The sequence below is a fragment of the Staphylococcus chromogenes genome, from assembly GCF_029024625.1.
GTDB lineage: Bacteria > Bacillota > Bacilli > Staphylococcales > Staphylococcaceae > Staphylococcus > Staphylococcus chromogenes.
Genome location: NZ_CP118953.1, coordinates 803,853 through 820,752 on the forward strand (window position 1 = coordinate 803,853; position 16,900 = coordinate 820,752).

Consider the following 16,900-nt stretch of genomic DNA (forward strand, 5'->3'; position numbering starts at 1 on the left):
CTCCCTATTTATGAGCAAATTAAGCAACAGATTAAAGGGTAAGTGTTACAAGGAGAACTTGCCCCAGGAATGGTTTTGCCTTCTATGAGAGAGCTCGCAAGACAATTAGACATTAGTTTAATTACGACAAAACGTGCTTATGAAGATTTAGAAAAAGAAGGCTATTTATGTACTTATAGAGGAAAGGGGACGTATGTGAACACTTTCAATACAGAGCGGCTTAAAGAGAGACATTTGAAAATGATTGAAGAAATGTCTCAAAACTTAGTGAAAGAAGCCAAAACTGTGCACATGCCATTAGAAGCGTTAACCATGATGATAAGGAGACGTTATAAGTAGTAATTATGATGTAATTAAATTATGAGCGCATAGAACAGAAAGCAATAACACAATGACACAACTCTTGATAAGTTTCTTTTATTTAAGAAAGTGGAGAGTTGCGCTTTATTTGATAATTTTGTTATGGTTACTTTGGTATATGATTGCGAAATCAGACTACCCTTTGTTTTAGCAATCATTCATATTTATCCTATCAATCATCATGTTGTTTGAAAGCGTAAATGCATTTAGGTAAATTAACCGTATTGGTTAATAAGCGTTTTTGGCATAGTTTACCTGTATCACGTTTACAACTGCTTAATAGCCTTTACATATCAGTTTTGGGAGCAACTGAGGCTATCATTGATTTTCCCGTTACATAGGGAATGTGCTTTTGTAAGTGGTATTGTTGTACATTTTAGTTTTGTATAAATGTTTATTACAGTGATTGTTTATCTTGATTTTGGGGTTATCTCAGTGTAGTAAAAAATGAATTTTAACATACCGATATTTGTTTATTCGTAACTAAAAAACTCTGAAATTCTTAATGAATAGGTGAAGTTCTTTTAGCAATAGGGTTCATTTTTATTAAAAATTCCTCCGTGAGGGGCATATAGAGCTAGGGTTTTCATACTTTGTTGTAAGTATACTATCAACAATGAATATGTATCTTAAATAAATGATACATTTAAAGAATTTTTAGGAGGATATCAGGCATGCAGTTAAAACAAATTACAAAACGTTATGGTAATAATACTGTACTTGATGCGATCAACTTTGCGTTTGAAGACAGTAAAATTGTAGGTTTAATCGGTAAAAATGGTGTAGGTAAAACTACAATTATGAAAATAATGAACGGAAATATCGTGAATTATTCTGGTGAAGTTTCAGTTAATAAGGAAGACAATATAGGGTACCTCATCGAGCATCCAAAGCTTTATGACAATAAATCCGGATTGTATAACTTAAAGTTGTTCGCCCATGTGTTAGGAAAAGGGTACGATGCGGAGTATACAGAAGCAATTATTCGAGCATTTGGAATGGAAACGTATATTAAGAAAAAAGTAAAAAAATACTCAATGGGTATGAAACAAAAGCTAGCCATTGCTGTTTCATTAATGAATAAACCGAAATATTTAATTTTAGATGAGCCAACTAATGGGATGGATCCCGATGGTTCCATCGATGTTTTAAAAACAATTGAAAAACTTGTGCGAGAATTAGATATGAAAATATTAATTTCGAGTCATAAATTAGAGGATATAGAATTAATCTGTGACCGTGCTGTATTTTTACGTGATGGTCATTTTGTTCAAGATGTTAATATGACTGAAGGACAAACGTCAGATCAAACAATTCTGCACGTGGAAAGCAATGATTTTGATAAAGCACTTACATATCTAAAATCGAACTTTGAGGTGATTCAAAGTTATAAAGAATCTGGAGAAATTATTCTTCATGTGCAAACGAGTTACCAACCTGTATTAAAAGGATTAGCGACAGAAAACATTTTCCCGAATTATATCGAAACACGTCGCGCATCATTACGTGATACGTACTTTAATATTAATCAGAGAGGTGACAAATAATGAATATTGCACAATTAATCAAATATGATCTTATTAGTATTCTTAAGAGTCCATTAACATATATTGCTTTATTATTAGGCATCGCACCCTTAGCCATTACAATAGGTATCTTAATAGGAAACCATAAAGATGTTGACCCTGGAACAATGTTTAGTGTGGCTAAGTGGTTTTTCTCACTTATTGGATTAATGTTTGTCATCAAAACGATTACACGAGATACTAGCCAAGGAACTATTCAACTCTTTATTAACAATGTAAGAAATCGTGTAAGTTATTTTGTTGCCAAATTTGTTTCAATTATCCTTATTTCTATTTTAATGTCCGGTGTTGTCATTTTAGTCACTTATATTATTAGTTGGACAACAAAAGGTCCTGATTTTGATAGTAAAAATATTTGGGAACTTATCGTTTTCTATCTCATTTTATTTTTGGTGTATGGTTTATTACTATTTTTAATTAATTTATTTGTTCAAAAACCATCATTAGTCTTTACACTAGGCATTTTATTATTACTGTTACTGCCTGTTGTGAAACCTTTTGTACCTTTAATTCCTGAAATAGGTGACGATATTAATAAATCACTTAAGTACATCCCATTCAGTTACCTCAGTGAAAAATCCATGAATGATGGTTTAGATTTTACACATTGGCAATGGTTCATTAATATCGCTTCTATTGTTGTTTTATTTGTAGCGAACCTCTTTGTTATCAGTAAAAGAGATATTTAAAATAAATTCATAAAAGTACTCAAAATTCATTGGAAAATGAATTTTGGGTGCTTTTTTAATGTGAGGGTGTTCATATCTGAAAATACCCAGGCTTTTAAAGATAAACTTATTCGCAAAAGAAAGCGTTTACACAAACCGGAAAATGTTTTAGAATACTTGTATACAAGTTGAGGTGAGTTTATGAATATTCCTGAAAATTGGTTGTATCCCTTATCAACGGGAGAGAAAATTGCAGCGCAAATTCGTTTGAATATTATCAATGGAGATTATAGTGAGAAAACCGTATTAACGGAAAATCAAATCGCCAAACAGTTTGAAGTGAGTCGATCACCTGTGAGAGATGCTTTTAAAAATTTAAATCAAGAAGGGCTCATTCAACTAGAAAGAATGGGGGCAGAGGTTAAAGCGTTTGATAAAGAAAAACAGCAAGAATTAACAGATATCCGATTAATGATTGAATCTTTTGCATTTACTAAGGTCATTCAACATGAAGATATCGAATGGCTAATTTCAAAAATGTATCAAACACTTGAAATGATGAAAGTGTGTATACAATTCAACGACGCGGCAGGATTTTCTGAACATGATTTATTATTTCATGAACATTTAGTTTTTGCGTGTCACCATGAAGCCCTCCTTAATTTGTGGACATCGATTCGTGAAAAATTACTTTGTGTTATTTACATTGGCATGTCGACACGTATGACATCAGATAAGGCTGATTTTGAAAGAATTGTACATAACCATCAACTTTATATTGAAGCTATCCAAAAAAGAAATAAAACCTTGATGTACGAAGCGTTTAAAGTTAATTTTAATGATTTAAATGATGATATTGGCGCATTTTGGAGATGAGAATTATAGAAAGGATGAGGGGATGACGAAGTTAAGTATTGGTGTCGATATAGGCACGACAAGTACTAAAGCAGTGATTTTTGATGCTCAGGGTCAAGAGCGAGGAAAGTCACAACAAGCATATCCGCTATTAACACCGAATACAGAGACGGCTGAACAAAATCCTGAAGACATTGTTTTAGCGGTGATGCATACGTTAACTGAAACAATTGAGAAAGCACAAACGCTTGGCACGCTTTCACATATTGCTTTTAGTGCACAAATGCATAGCTTATTGCTAGTTGATAAACATATGCGACCGCTTACAAAATCAATAACTTGGGCCGATAATCGAGCAAAAACGATTGCGGAACGTTATAAACATTCTGATAAGGGGGCGACGCTCTATTACAATACCGGAACACCTATTCATGCGATGTCGCCTTTTTGTAAATTAATATGGATAAAAGAACATCAACCAGAAATTTTTAATCAAGCCTATAAAATGATTGATATCAAAACTTTTGTGATTTTTCACCTTACACAAAAATGCGTGATGGATATGTCCATTGCCTCTTCAACCGGTTTATTCAACATTCATCATAAAAAATGGGATGCTGAAGCTTTAGAACAAATTGGAATTGATGAGATGAGCTTACCAAAGGTTGTATCAACCCTGCACGTTTTATCTATAGAACCAGAAATAAGCCAAAAGTTACATCTAACCTCTAGTGTTCCGTTAATCATAGGTGCAAGTGATGGTGTCTTATCAAACTTAGGTGTGGATAGTTTTAGACCAGGAGAAATCGCGGTCACAATCGGCACATCAGGTGCCATCAGAACGGTAGTGAATACGCCTCAATTAGATCCTAAAGGGCGTACATTCTGTTACATATTAGATGAAAATCATTATGTCATTGGTGGTCCTGTGAACAATGGGGCAGTCACGTTACAGTGGCTACGTGAACAAATATTGCAAAGACAGACAAATCATGAGGATGAACAGGTGAGCTTAAGTTACGATCAAATGTTTAATATGGCAGAAGAGATACAACCTGGTGCTGATGGCCTCATCTTTCAGCCTTATTTGTCAGGAGAACGTGCGCCTATTTGGTCTTCCAATGCGAGAGGGGCTTTCATCGGCTTTACATTGGCGCATCATCAAGGTCATATGATACGCGCTGTGTTAGAGGGTGTTTTATATAATCTCTATTCGGTTTTAATGACTTTAACAGAAATGACTGGAACCTTACCTAAAACGATTAAAGCGACTGGGGGTTTTTCAAGAAATTCACTTTGGCGACAAATAATGGCAGACATCTTTGACTGTGAAGTCGTGATTCCTAAAAGTTATGAAAGTTCTTGTTTAGGCGCAGCAACCCTTGGATTTAAAGCGCTTGGAGATGAACGGGCTTATGATTATCTGTCGAACTGGATAGGAAACGTCAATCGTCATGAACCTAATGATGAAGCTGTACAACAGTATCGGATCTTAAGCTCTATATTTATGGAAATGACTCAAAATTTAATGACGACTTACGAAAGAATTGCAGCTTTTCGAAAATCAAAATAAATGAATTGAGGGATGAAAATGGTACAAGAATTATGGCCGTTGATAAGTATTATTTTGGGTATTCTTATTTTGCTCGTGTTAATTATGAAAATTAAGTTAAATACGTTTATTGCATTGATTATTACCGCCATAGTGACTGGAATTTTATTAGGCATGCCACTTGATAAAATTATTACAACTATTGAAACCGGTATGGGAGGAACACTAGGTCACATTGCCCTGATTTTTGGGTTAGGCGCAATGTTAGGTAAATTGCTTGCAGATGGTGGAGGTGCCACTCAAATTGCGGATACTTTAATTGCAAAATTAGGACGCCGTTACGTCATGTGGGCGATGGTCCTCGCTTCATTTATTATAGGTATCGCGTTATTTTTTGAAGTAGGTCTCGTATTACTCATACCACTCGTTTTTACAATTGCAAAGCGCATGAAAATCTCTCAATTGTCTATAGGTTTACCAATGGTCACAGCGCTCTCAGTGACGCACGGATTTTTACCCCCTCATCCTGGACCTGTCGTCATAGCTAAAGAGTTAAATGCTAATATCGGAGAAGTTCTCATGTATGGCTTTATTATTGCGATTCCTGTGACGCTTATAGCAGGTCCTTTATTCATTAAAATCGCACCGAAGTTAACCGCTCAAGCATTTCAACGTGAAGGGGATATTTCTTCATTGGGTGCTTCAAAAGTTTTCGAACCTTCAGAATTACCAAGCTTTAAAATCAGTACTTTTACCGCGTTATTACCCGTTATTTTGATGTTAATTGCAACGATTTGGCAATTGATATCTGGGCATCAGGAGGGTGCAACAAATATTTTTGAAAGTATTTTATATTTTGTAGGTAGTGCTGGTTCAGCTATGTTGATTGCTGTTCTCTTTGCGATTTATAGTATGGGATTTCGTCAACAACGTAAAATGTCTCATATTATGGATTCGGTTTCTGAAGCGATTTATCCTATTGGCATGATGTTACTTATCATCGGGGGTGGGGGTGCCTTTAAACAAATCCTAATTGATGGAGGGGTTGGCAAAACAATTGAACATTTCTTTACTGGCTCTACATTATCACCTCTTCTATTAGCATGGATTGTGGCTGCAGTGCTCCGTCTTGCATTAGGCTCAGCAACCGTGGCTGCGATTTCGACGACAGGTATCGTTTTACCACTACTCCAAACAGCGGATGTCAATCTTGCTTTAGTAGTGCTTGCCATTGGGGCTGGAAGTGTTTTTTGTTCACATGTTAATGACGCAGGGTTTTGGATGTTTAAAGAGTATTTTGGTTTAACAATAAAAGAAACATTTCTTACATGGTCATTAGTTGAAACAATTATTTCAGTGTCTGGCTTTATCTTTGTATTTTTATTAAGTCTATTTGTGTAATAAAAATCAGTGAGGGTATGAAATAAAAGAGGTGATTTTCATGCCATGGACAATGAAGGATTATCCTGAAAGTTGGAAAAATCTTGACCGTTTAGAACTTAGAAAAGCAATTGATATCGGAAATGCAATGTTAGAAGATGGCTACAAGGAGTCTGAAGTGATTCCTATCGCAACTTCACAGGCAGAGAAATGGTACAAAAATGCTTCAGAAAAGGATTTAGAAAAACTACAACATCAATCTGTAACGCAACACGAAAAATCTTCTTCAGCCAATCCTAAGCTCAATAAGCATGACGTACACGTCTATTATGAAGACGATATGTGGAAAGTGAAAACTGAAACTGCACAACAAGCCTCTGATACATTTAGAAATAAAGAAGAAGCGGTAAAACGCGCGAAAGAGATTGCGGAAAATAAAAACACAAATGTTATCACACATCAAAAATCCGAATGAAAATGAAAGCTAGTACACAAACAAAAAAGTTAAAAGACATTGCACCCAGTAATTAAAAAGCCATCAAAATTTACCAATGCGTAAGTTTTGATGGCTATTTTTATAGCATTTCAATAAGTGAAAAAGAATCAAAAAGACAGATTATATGAGGCCCATTTGAGAATCAATGAAATTAATTTTATTTCAGCATTATTCGCTTATTGAAGTGTTTTGAGAATGGATTCGTACACATCATTCCAAAATGTATGATCTGTTAAGTATCGATTACGAATCGTTTGATGGACTTCTTTTTCTTTATCTGAAAAGTCTGGATGTGATTTGTCTGGTAATGCTTCGCGAACAGAAGTTACAAATTTTTGTACAGACTGCGCGCGTGGTCCCCAAACTGCCAGTTGCTCAAATTGTTCATTCATAAAAATAAAAATTGGAATAGATCGGGATTTTCCATTCGTTAAATATTGGTCGATGAGGTCCGTGTTTTCGTCACGATAAAAAGCACGAACTTCTAAATTTAATCTTTCTGAAATGTGTTTTAGAATCGGGCTATTCATCATGGCATCCCCACACCAATCTTCGGTAATAATCAGTACATAACGATACCCTTTCGCTTGTATCGCATCAAATCTTGAATCATTTTGTGGCATTTCAAAGTCTTCATAGATGCTTAAAAATCCCTCTTTATTGACTGACATATCTTCAATATATTGATCGATAGGCTTTGCTTGCTGATAATATGTTTTTAAATGCGTCATCGTTAACACCCTCCTTCGTTGTTTCTATTATAGCAACATGATTATTGAAAGAAAATTAAAAAGATTACAACAAATTAAGTTTATGACATTTAGAATACAAATAATGGCACGAGGTTTTAATTTTTATTGTTTCAAATTATAATTTTAAGTGTTGAGATAATATGTTTGCAAAAGGGGGGGAATAGATGGACAAAATCACATTTTTAAATGAGTTAGAACATCAATTGCATCGGTTACCGAATCAGGTGGCGGATCAAATTATGAATCAATATGAAAATCACTTTTTTAAAGAGAATGAAAAAGGCAAAACCGATAGCGAAATTCTCAAAACACTAGATTCCCCTAAACAAATTGCAAAGAAAAAGTATGCAAAATATGCGGTCAAAGATGCTGAAAAGAAACCAGATTTTAATCACTTAAGACGTGCGGTGGCGGCGACCATTGGTATGAGCTTAATCACACTTATTTTTGTGGTTGTGCCATTAATTTTTCTCATACTTTTAATTATTGTCGGTATGTTTATTACGTTAGGTATGGTGTTAGCACCACTTATTGTATTGATTACAAATCTCTTTGCAGATTTACACCAAATTTCAGTGAGTAATTACCTTTTTAGTTTTGCGTATTGTGGTTTAGGTTTGATGTTTTTTGTTGTCATTGTAAAATTCGTTTGTCTTCTACGTGATGCATTGATTCGTTATTTAAAATGGAACATTAACTTTATTAAAAAAGGAACATTTCAATCATGAAGAAATTATTTATAGCAGGTTTGATCATGTTTTTAGTCTTTTTTGCACTTGGCTCTGCGATATGGTTTGGCGTAGAAGCCCATGGCAACCAAGTCAAAACTATAGAAAAATCGTATTCTCAAAATAACATCAAACGAATTAATGTTCACTCTGACGGTACAAATGTCATAATAAAAAAAGGCCAACGTTTTCATGTACATTATGAAGGAAAGTCGAACATCAACTTTTCCAATCAAAATGAAACTTTACAAATTTCCGACTCTCAAAACGATAAAAAACGCATTCTAAATTTAAACCCGTTTGATAGTTCACAAGAGCAGTTAATCATTACTGTACCGCCACAAAAATTAGATGAACTTAATATAAATACGCGTGTTGGTGATGTGGCATTAAATGATGTACAAAGTCACAATGCGACCATTTGGAATGAGGCTAACGGAGAAATTACTTTAAATCATTGTAAGTTTGACGAAACAAACATTAATGCGAATGAATCGTTTGTTAAGATGAAAAACAGTCAACTTTCAAATTCAGAAATCAACGTCGATAAAGGTAAAATTATGATGAATAATGCGCTCGTGCATAAAAGCGTCTTTAAAGTTGAAAGAGGGAGCATGGAGCTCAACAAGATGAAACCAGAGTGCGATTTCAAGGGATCTGTTAATCATGGTAATATCACAATGCGTTATTTAGACGCTCCAAAAGATGTGATGTTAAAGTTAAGCCCTGAAAAGGGGAAAATTAATGTCAATACGCCGGGATTACATCAAGGAAAAAATGGAACAGGCAAACACTTGATTGAGCTCTATACGAACCATGGAGATATAAGTATTGATTAATATAGAAAAACCGTTTTACGTAAATTGACACGTAAAGCGGTTTTTTTGAACTATTTTGAGGCAAATTGAATGTCGGTATCAATCACACCCTCAATTTTGTTGACTTCGAGTGGGTGTCCGTTTAACCAATTTTGAAATGAAATGGCGATGGGATGTTGGTTTTCACCTAAACTTATCCATGCAGTTAACGTTTTAGGTTCATACATGGTTGTATGAATGGTACCACTCCAACTTTTAAAGAGTTTGCTATAAATCCCAAATTGTGGATCATTGAATCTCTTGAAAATTTCAAAACGATCTGAGGGTTCATTTAAATTTTGATTTAAACGTTGTAATCGTTCTTGGGACTCTTTGATGTAATTTCGATTTTCATGTTGCAAAAGTTTGAAATGATTAGTACAAGTATGATCATATCGGACGTCAACACGTCTTGGCGTCACCTCTACTATCGCATGTGCCCCTGTTTTATCTTGTAACATATATGTAAAAGAGCTTCGATGGGGGAGCTTTTTCAACATTTGAATGCCTTCCTCGACATTTCGACAAGTTTCTAATAATATACGTCCTACCATATAACACACAAACCCATTCGCAGGTTTTTTTCGATGCATAAAATTATAAGCCATGACGAAGCCGTGTTCATTCATACCATCCATTCTGCCTGTCGTCCTTGACATTGGGCCGATTTGGGCATACCCTGTATCCGTTGGTCGAAAAAGTTGATATCTTCCATCGTATGTTGCGGGATGATAATCATAATTGCGAACCATATAGTCATCGCCAACGTATACGGTGCAACCACTCTCCGGCAGTTCAGTGAAGCGAAAATGTGCAAAATTAAGGATGGCTTGCTTTGTTGGGATATTTAAAGTGTCTTGAATGCCCTTGATTTCATCCCATATACCAGGAGCAAAATTTTGGAAAGCATAAAACGTTTCTTGTACATCAATATCGAAGCGAGGAACACGTTTTTTCCATTCTTTCTCTCTATTTTTAAGCATTTTTGTTTGTTGCATCCAGTGCGCAACAAAGACACCATAATCATAATGTGTGCCTTCAAATGTTTCTATATCTAACGTTACTTTTTGCATGTGGAAAAGCCCCTTTAAGTGAAATCTGTTTAACACAATTTGTTACGATGTTGTAATACATCGTTAATAGTATTTAAGTCATAATGCACTTATAATATTATTATCTTCAGAAATGAGAGAACATCACAATCAGGGAGTGATAGGGATGTGGGTAGACACGTATGTCGCTACGAAACGATGGTTGTATCGGACATTTTATCGTTAAAAAATGTACAGAAGAAAAAAGATTGTTACTAACTTGAGCTCTGTAATTCAAGTGGGGTAACAATCTTTTTTATTATATATCTGTCACATTTGGTGTAATATAGACTGATTTAATTTGATTAATATTATTTTTAGGATTTTCACCAAATGTCATCGTTAAAAGTGTTTTGGGAGTTTCGCGATAGTCTTGATTTTCTTGTGTGTACGCATAAAACATAATCATTTGATTTCCATGTATGTGCGCACGATGAATCATTTCGAAATTCCATTGTAATTTAGGATCTGCACTTACTGCAGACATTCGTGTTGCGAGTAACTGGATAAGTCTTTTTTTATTGAGTGCAACAGGAACACCTAAATCGTTAATATAGTACGCAGAAACTGTGTCATCAATCATTTCTTTTACACGTTCTAAATCATGATTTTTCCAAGAATTGAGAAATGAGATATAAGGCATTGACGTAACCTCTTTCATACTGTTGTTGTAATAAATGTAACATATTTTTGTATTGATATGAATAATTAGGATTAAACATCATTTGATAGGGTATAAGTTTTATAAGGTATGTTGTCTATGTTATAATTTACTTAGACAGACTAAACAATGGGATTTAGAGGTGAAACAAGTATGTTAAGATTTATCGGTGGTATCTTTAAAGTATTCTTTGCTTTAATGCTTGTATTGACTGTACTTGTAGGTGCAACAGTGGCTGTTTTAGCTGTTGTATTTAAAAAAGACTTTGAAGATATTGAGAACAAAACAAAACAAATTATTGCTGATATTGAAGCTAATCAAGCTTAATCTTAAACGAACACGAGACCGTGTTCGTTTTTTTCTTTTGAATTTAAAATTGTTCGTTTGCATAACATTTTGTCTACACTAATTAAGTTTAGTTGAATATTTTAAAATTTTAGTGATAGGGTGATGATTTTGTATCGAAATCAAAATACATTAGTCTCATACAAATTAAATCAACAAACGACTTTTCAAGTTAAACAATTAGATAGACAACTGAGAAATTCGCATTTAGAAGAAAGCGTCCCTTTAAGTTTGATTGACACTATATTCAAATCACATCTTTTCGCTAGAAATATTACAATTGGGGTAAGCCAAGACCCAGAATTATTAAAGTGTGCTGAGAGATTTAAAAGACAGCTAGAAGATTATTTAAGTTATGATACTTTAACCCCTTCGATTGTTCAAATAGTGACGTGGAATGACGATAGTAGTAATATGAAAAAATTTGAACGTGCTTTTGTTGAAAACGACCCTGATCTTTGGTTTGTGTTTTCAAATGCGTTGGGCTTTTCTAGACTCTTAAAAAGGCTCTATCGTAACGAGCGTTTTGATGCCTCACGTACTTATTGTATAAGTAATCTCTGTTCACATTATTTATTAGAATTACTTGGTAATAAATATTTTGAGGGAATAAAAGGGTTAACGCCGAGTGGCAAAGCATGGCATGTGCATCAAGGGGAAATTCAGATTTTATCTTCTTGATATCAAGAAAGAATGAATATTTGTTAAAATAGAAACGAACACTGAAAAAACTCGGAAAAAGGAGGGGTTCTTATGACTGTACAAGGTTATATTGGATCCTATACAAAAAAAGAAGGTAAAGGTTTATATTATTTTGAACTTGATGAGAATCAAAATCGAATCACACAAATCGACACAGCTTATGAATTGAACGCTTCTACATATTTTGATATTTATAAAGATACACTTGTGGCGATTACTAAAAATGATACGTATAGTGGCGTAGCGACATTTAAAATCAAAAGTGATGGACAATTAGAAAAAACAGGAGAATGCCTTGATTCGTTAAAAGGCTCCGGCTGTTACGTTGCATTTTCACCAGATGGTCAATTTGTCTTCGAAGCGGTATATGGTGATGGTATTGCACGGATTTATGAATTTGATGAAAAAAATCAAAAAGTCGTACGTTTAATTGAAGAAGTTTATCACGAATATCCAAAAGGTCCAAATGTTGACCGTCAAGATCAATCACACGTCCATTATTTAGAAGTCACACCTGAAGAGAAGTACGTGGTAGCGGTGGATTTAGGGTCCGATTTACTCGTGACTTATCACTATGGCACAAAAGGACTAGAAGTCGCACACCGTACTGAAATGCTCCCTGGTGACGGACCACGTCATATTGCTTACCATCAATCAGGTCGATATGCTTATGTGGTTAATGAGTTATCCAATACTGTAGTAGTCATGTCATACCACGACGGGCAATTTCAACCTTTAGAACGTCATTTGACGATTCCAGAAGCCTTTTTACAACCTACAAAACTTGCAGCAGTGCATCTTTCAGAAGATCAAAAGTTTTTATATATTAGTAATCGTGGGCATGATAGCATTGCGATATTTAAAATTTTAGAAGATGGTGCAAAATTACAGCTCGTGGATATAGTCTCAACGGGCGATGTATTTCCACGTGACTTTAACATTTCTCCATCAGGAAAACAGCTCGTTGTGGCCCATGAGCAGGGTGATTCTAAAGTTGTCGTATTTGAGAGAAATATTGAAAATGGTACTTTAACTAAAAAAGATGATGCAGCATTTGCCGCTGAAGGTGTTTGCGTGAAATTTAATGCATAGAAATACTCAGTTACAAACAGTAAAGATTTGCAAAATATAAAGGGTTAGAAGTTAGAGCGCGCCTCAATTGAGAAAGCCATCAAAATTTATCTTAGCATAAATTTTGATGGCTATTTTGATGCAACTTAATTCAGGAAATTTGAGTGGGTAAAGAAACATTTATAACTTTAGGGTTATAAAATAGTAATTTTGATTCATGCCTTAGCTGTAGACGTAACACTATATCCATTTTGCAAAGAATAGCTACTACCTTTCAATCGACTTCGCAAATAATGTGTTTTCTTCAAGTTCCTTATTACTTTTTCTTAGAAAATAAGTGTTTTACTGTTTTCAATTTATCTTTATAAGGTGGGAATAATAGCCCCGTTTCAAGTTTAGTGGTTTTAAAGATATAGGGTTTTTCATGTGAAAACGTGTCAAAAGTATATTTTCCATGATATCTACCGATTCCAGAAGCTCCTACACCGCCAAACGGTAAGTTCGCATTTGCCAATTGCAACATAGTATCATTCACAGCACCACTACCAAAAGAGAGTGTTTCTAAAATACGATTAGAGACATTTTCGTCTTCTGAAAATACATAGAGGGCAAGGGGCTTCGGTAAAGTTTTTAACCAGTCCATCGTATTGTCTAAGGATTGATAAGTGATGATCGGTAAAATAGGACCGAAAATCTCCTCTTGCATGATGAAATCGTCTGCTTCTATATCATCTAATACTGTCGGCTCGATCAGACGATGTTCAGCGTCTTGATAACCGCCAATAACGATATTTTCTTTATGAACCTCTAATAAATGAGACAATCGTTGAAAATGTTTGTCATTGACGATTCGACCTAAATCTTGACTTTCGTAAGGGCGTTTTCCATAAAATTCTGTAAGGGTTGTCTTTATAGCCAATAAAAATGCCTCTTTGACTGATTCTTCAATAAGTACATAATCCGGGGCGACACACGTCTGACCCACGTTCATAAATTTACCAAAACAAATACGTTCACTAGCGACTTTAAGATTTGCCGTTTTATCAATAATCGTTGGAGATTTGCCACCCAACTCTAATGTCACTGGTGTTAAATGTTTGGCTGCAGCTTCATAAACGATTTGTCCTACCTTTGTGCTTCCTGTGAAAAATATGTGATCAAAAGGGAGAGAGAGTAGCGCTTCTATTTGTTCTTTACCGCCTTGAACAACAGATACATATTCTTTTTCAAAAGTATCCTCGATAATTAATTGAATAACTTCTGCAACGTGAGGGGTCAGTTCTGACGGTTTAATTATTGCGGTGTTTCCTGCTGCAATCGCACCTATAAGCGGTTCCATCACCAATTGAAATGGATAATTGAAAGGACCGATGATTAACACGGTTCCTAAGGGTTCTTTCATCATAAAACTTTTGGCAGGAAATAAGAAAAAGGGCGTATCGATTGCACGCTTTTTACTCCATTTTTTTAGATTTTTACGGTAATAGCTAATTGAATTCAAAATGTAGCCAATTTCTGTCGCATAAGCTTCTACCTTATTTTTGCCCAAATCTTTTTCTAAAGCTGCATATAAATCTTTTTCATGTTTTTTGATACTTTTCTTTAAAGATTTGAGTTTTTGTTTTCTTGTATCTATTGGTCGTGTGGCTAAAGTTCGAAAATAATTTTGTGAGGCCTCAAAAAGTAAACGCTCATTCATTGATATCACTCCTATTTAGTGAGTCAGTTAGAACCCATGGAATTTAAAAAAACTGTGACGTTAAGTTGGACTTTGCATGTTTAGTACGTATATTAAAGTTCGTAATGCTTTATTGATAAAAGGAAAGGGCAAGAACAATAGTTGTCCTAGCCCCGTTGAATGTTTGCTCGTCATAGCCTTGAACTACACGTGCGCTAATTTATAGTGACGATTTTAATAAATGTTGTAAAGATGCATCACGTTCAAATTGTACACGTACATATGAGCAAGAAGGAATAATTTGTAACTGTTCATTTTGTGCTTTTTCAATCACCGCATTGAACAACTGTTTTGCAACGCCACTCCCTCTAAGACTCGGATCTACGAATGTATGTGTCACGTCAATAGTATCTTCTTCTACGAACGTATATGTGATTTCAGCTTGTGGAGAAGTTTCATCTTCACCAATGTAGAATTTATTACGTCCAGCTTGAACGGTTAATGGCATGTTTTCACCTTCATTTCAATTAAGATAAAGCGTCTGTTACTTGAGGAACAATTTGCTTTTTACGTGAAACGACGCCAGGTAAAAATGCAGTGTTGTTGTCGAGTGTTGTATTAAATGCACTTGCGATTTTGTCTGTGTCTGCACCAGCAACTAAAATTTTAGAATCGCTGTTTAAAATATCAGTTACGACTAAAATGAATGACGTATAATTTTCATCAGCAATTTCTTTGTTCATTGCATTTTCTAGTGCTTCTTGACGTTGCATCACTTCATCAATATCAACCGTATTTACTTGTGCGATACGCACTGTGCTTTCACCGATATTGAATGATTTAGCATCTTTATTTAATAATTGGGCTTCAGTACTGTCTTTTGTAGAAGCACCTGCTTTTAACATGTCTAATCCATATTGGTCGACATCAACATCAGCAATAGAAGCTAACGCACGTGCAGCATTGACATCTTGTTCTGTACATGTTGGTGATTTGAATAATAAACTATCTGAAACAATCGCTGAAATCATAAGACCCGCAATTTCAGGTTTAATTTCATAACCACGTTCATTATACATTTTATATAAAATTGTAGCCGTACAACCCACAGGCTCTGCGCGGTAGTAAAGTGGACCAGCAGTTTCGAAGTTAGCAATACGGTGATGGTCGATAACATGTTTCACAGTTGCTTTTTCAATTGTTTCAGCACTCTGTTGGAACTCATTATGGTCCACTAAGATGACATCTTGATCTGTTAAATCATCTGAAAGTAATTCAGGTGCCTCAACTTTAAAGTAATCTAATGCGTATTGTGTTTCAGGAGCGACATCACCTAAACGATAGGCTTTCGCTTCATTATTTCCATGTAAATGTTCAAAGTCTGCCATAATAATGGCTGATGTGATTGCATCTGTATCTGGGTTTTGATGTCCAAAAATATATGTTGTCATAGTTCAAACTCCTTATATTTATACTAATGTTTTCTTAAATATTTTATCATGCAAAGTACGTGTTATTCCACCGTTGCGCCTAGTGTATCTTTAAAATGAGTTAATGCCCATTCGTGTCCTTGTGAATTAAAAGAGGCAACGCCATCTTTAGGAATAATTAATTGATAATTTAAATTGTAAGCCGTAGCAGCCGTGTGTAATACACAAATATCTGTGCATACACCGACAATTTCTAAAGTATCAATTTTTCTTTCCCGAAGTAGTGTGTCTAACGGTGTACCGAAAAACGAATCATATCGACGTTTATCGATAAAAAAGACATGATTTTCATGTTTAATGTCCTGATAAATGGCACCTACCTGACCGTATAAATCACGACCTTCAGTACCGATGATATTATGTGGAGGAAAACTTTTAGACTCTGGATGGGTTGGGTCGTTTTCGTAATGTAAGTCCATCATAAAAAAAATATTCTCATTGGCTTCATGATAATGTTTAATACGTTCAACGAGATAACCCTCAATGGCTTGACCCGCTCCCCCACAAGTCAATTTTCCACTGTCAGCGATAAAGTCATTAGAATAGTCAACAATAATTAATGCTTTTTTTGACATAACGTCCTCCTAAAAATGGGTATATTATCTGTAAACAAGAGATGTTTATAGTA

General features: G+C 34.9%; 19 protein-coding genes. 12 read left to right on the top strand and 7 right to left on the bottom strand.

The features are described from left to right. Positions 1-42 precede the first annotated feature (42 nt). The 7 genes from PYW36_RS03795 to PYW36_RS03825 all read left to right on the top strand — a co-directional run bounded on the left by PYW36_RS03795 (position 43) and on the right by PYW36_RS03825 (position 6,876). Positions 43-339 carry a GntR family transcriptional regulator gene (locus PYW36_RS03795; protein WP_258026739.1) on the top strand — a complete coding sequence of 99 codons (297 nt, stop codon included), beginning with the start codon at positions 43-45 and terminating at the stop codon, positions 337-339. 695 nt (positions 340-1,034) lie between these two features. Beyond that, positions 1,035-1,907: a phenol-soluble modulin export ABC transporter ATP-binding protein PmtC gene (gene pmtC, locus PYW36_RS03800; RefSeq protein ID WP_037575689.1), complete on the top strand. Its 873-nt coding sequence runs from the start codon at positions 1,035-1,037 to the stop codon at positions 1,905-1,907. Beyond that, entirely contained in the window at positions 1,907-2,635 is a 729-nt protein-coding gene (gene pmtD / locus PYW36_RS03805) for a phenol-soluble modulin export ABC transporter permease subunit PmtD (RefSeq protein WP_037575691.1), read from the top strand. The genes pmtC and pmtD overlap by 1 nt, the downstream gene beginning before the upstream one ends. A 180-nt stretch (positions 2,636-2,815) precedes the next feature. Next, positions 2,816-3,490: a GntR family transcriptional regulator gene (locus PYW36_RS03810; protein WP_037575693.1), complete on the top strand. Its 675-nt coding sequence runs from the start codon at positions 2,816-2,818 to the stop codon at positions 3,488-3,490. 22 nt (positions 3,491-3,512) lie between these two features. Then, complete coding sequence (locus PYW36_RS03815; RefSeq protein WP_103158754.1) at positions 3,513-5,042, top strand: gluconokinase; 1,530 nt, start codon at positions 3,513-3,515, stop codon at positions 5,040-5,042. An 18-nt stretch (positions 5,043-5,060) separates the two neighbouring features. Next, positions 5,061-6,422: a gluconate:H+ symporter gene (locus tag PYW36_RS03820; RefSeq protein ID WP_103158755.1), complete on the top strand. Its 1,362-nt coding sequence runs from the start codon at positions 5,061-5,063 to the stop codon at positions 6,420-6,422. Positions 6,423-6,462: 40 nt separating this feature from the next. Further along, positions 6,463-6,876 carry a DUF2188 domain-containing protein gene (locus PYW36_RS03825; protein ID WP_037575696.1) on the top strand — a complete coding sequence of 138 codons (414 nt, stop codon included), beginning with the start codon at positions 6,463-6,465 and terminating at the stop codon, positions 6,874-6,876. Positions 6,877-7,073: 197 nt separating this feature from the next. Here the strand turns inward: PYW36_RS03825 and PYW36_RS03830 are convergent, their stop codons facing one another. Further along, entirely contained in the window at positions 7,074-7,628 is a 555-nt protein-coding gene (locus PYW36_RS03830) for a thioredoxin family protein (protein WP_103158756.1), read from the bottom strand. A 185-nt stretch (positions 7,629-7,813) separates the two neighbouring features. Here PYW36_RS03830 and PYW36_RS03835 point away from each other — a divergent pair, with 185 nt between their 5' ends. Together PYW36_RS03835 and PYW36_RS03840 are read left to right on the top strand one after the other, a co-directional pair. Next, entirely contained in the window at positions 7,814-8,377 is a 564-nt protein-coding gene (locus tag PYW36_RS03835; protein WP_037575700.1) for an HAAS signaling domain-containing protein, read from the top strand. Next, positions 8,374-9,216: a DUF4097 family beta strand repeat-containing protein gene (locus PYW36_RS03840; protein ID WP_037575702.1), complete on the top strand. Its 843-nt coding sequence runs from the start codon at positions 8,374-8,376 to the stop codon at positions 9,214-9,216. The genes PYW36_RS03835 and PYW36_RS03840 overlap by 4 nt, the downstream gene beginning before the upstream one ends. Before the next feature lie 50 nt (positions 9,217-9,266). On the opposite strand, the gene PYW36_RS03845 is transcribed toward PYW36_RS03840, so the two are convergent. Further along, positions 9,267-10,307: a C45 family autoproteolytic acyltransferase/hydrolase gene (locus PYW36_RS03845; protein WP_103158757.1), complete on the bottom strand. Its 1,041-nt coding sequence runs from the start codon at positions 10,305-10,307 to the stop codon at positions 9,267-9,269. A 277-nt stretch (positions 10,308-10,584) separates the two neighbouring features. Beyond that, on the bottom strand, positions 10,585-10,968 hold the full coding sequence (locus PYW36_RS03850; RefSeq protein WP_037575705.1) for a hypothetical protein: 384 nt from the start codon (positions 10,966-10,968) through the stop codon (positions 10,585-10,587). 171 nt (positions 10,969-11,139) lie between these two features. Between PYW36_RS03850 and PYW36_RS03855 the strand changes: the two genes are divergently transcribed. The 3 genes from PYW36_RS03855 (at position 11,140) to pglS (ending at position 13,125) form a co-directional block, all read left to right on the top strand. Further along, positions 11,140-11,313 (top strand): hypothetical protein, encoded by a 174-nt coding sequence (locus PYW36_RS03855; RefSeq protein ID WP_165806299.1) that lies wholly within the window; start codon positions 11,140-11,142, stop codon positions 11,311-11,313. Between the two features lie 129 nt (positions 11,314-11,442). Beyond that, entirely contained in the window at positions 11,443-12,012 is a 570-nt protein-coding gene (locus tag PYW36_RS03860; protein ID WP_037575707.1) for a hypothetical protein, read from the top strand. Positions 12,013-12,084: 72 nt separating this feature from the next. Beyond that, complete coding sequence (gene pglS / locus PYW36_RS03865; protein WP_037575709.1) at positions 12,085-13,125, top strand: 6-phosphogluconolactonase; 1,041 nt, start codon at positions 12,085-12,087, stop codon at positions 13,123-13,125. A gap of 295 nt (positions 13,126-13,420) precedes the next feature. On the opposite strand, the gene PYW36_RS03870 is transcribed toward pglS, so the two are convergent. The 4 genes from PYW36_RS03870 to PYW36_RS03885 all read right to left on the bottom strand — a co-directional run bounded on the left by PYW36_RS03870 (position 13,421) and on the right by PYW36_RS03885 (position 16,847). Beyond that, positions 13,421-14,803: an aldehyde dehydrogenase gene (locus tag PYW36_RS03870; RefSeq protein ID WP_037575712.1), complete on the bottom strand. Its 1,383-nt coding sequence runs from the start codon at positions 14,801-14,803 to the stop codon at positions 13,421-13,423. Positions 14,804-15,002: 199 nt separating this feature from the next. Continuing rightward, on the bottom strand, positions 15,003-15,290 hold the full coding sequence (locus PYW36_RS03875; RefSeq protein WP_037575714.1) for a GNAT family N-acetyltransferase: 288 nt from the start codon (positions 15,288-15,290) through the stop codon (positions 15,003-15,005). A gap of 19 nt (positions 15,291-15,309) precedes the next feature. Then, positions 15,310-16,233: a manganese-dependent inorganic pyrophosphatase gene (locus PYW36_RS03880; RefSeq protein WP_037575715.1), complete on the bottom strand. Its 924-nt coding sequence runs from the start codon at positions 16,231-16,233 to the stop codon at positions 15,310-15,312. Positions 16,234-16,295: 62 nt separating this feature from the next. After that, positions 16,296-16,847, bottom strand: a complete 552-nt coding sequence (locus tag PYW36_RS03885) for a cysteine hydrolase family protein (RefSeq protein ID WP_037575718.1) — start codon at positions 16,845-16,847, stop codon at positions 16,296-16,298. Positions 16,848-16,900: the final 53 nt, after the last annotated feature.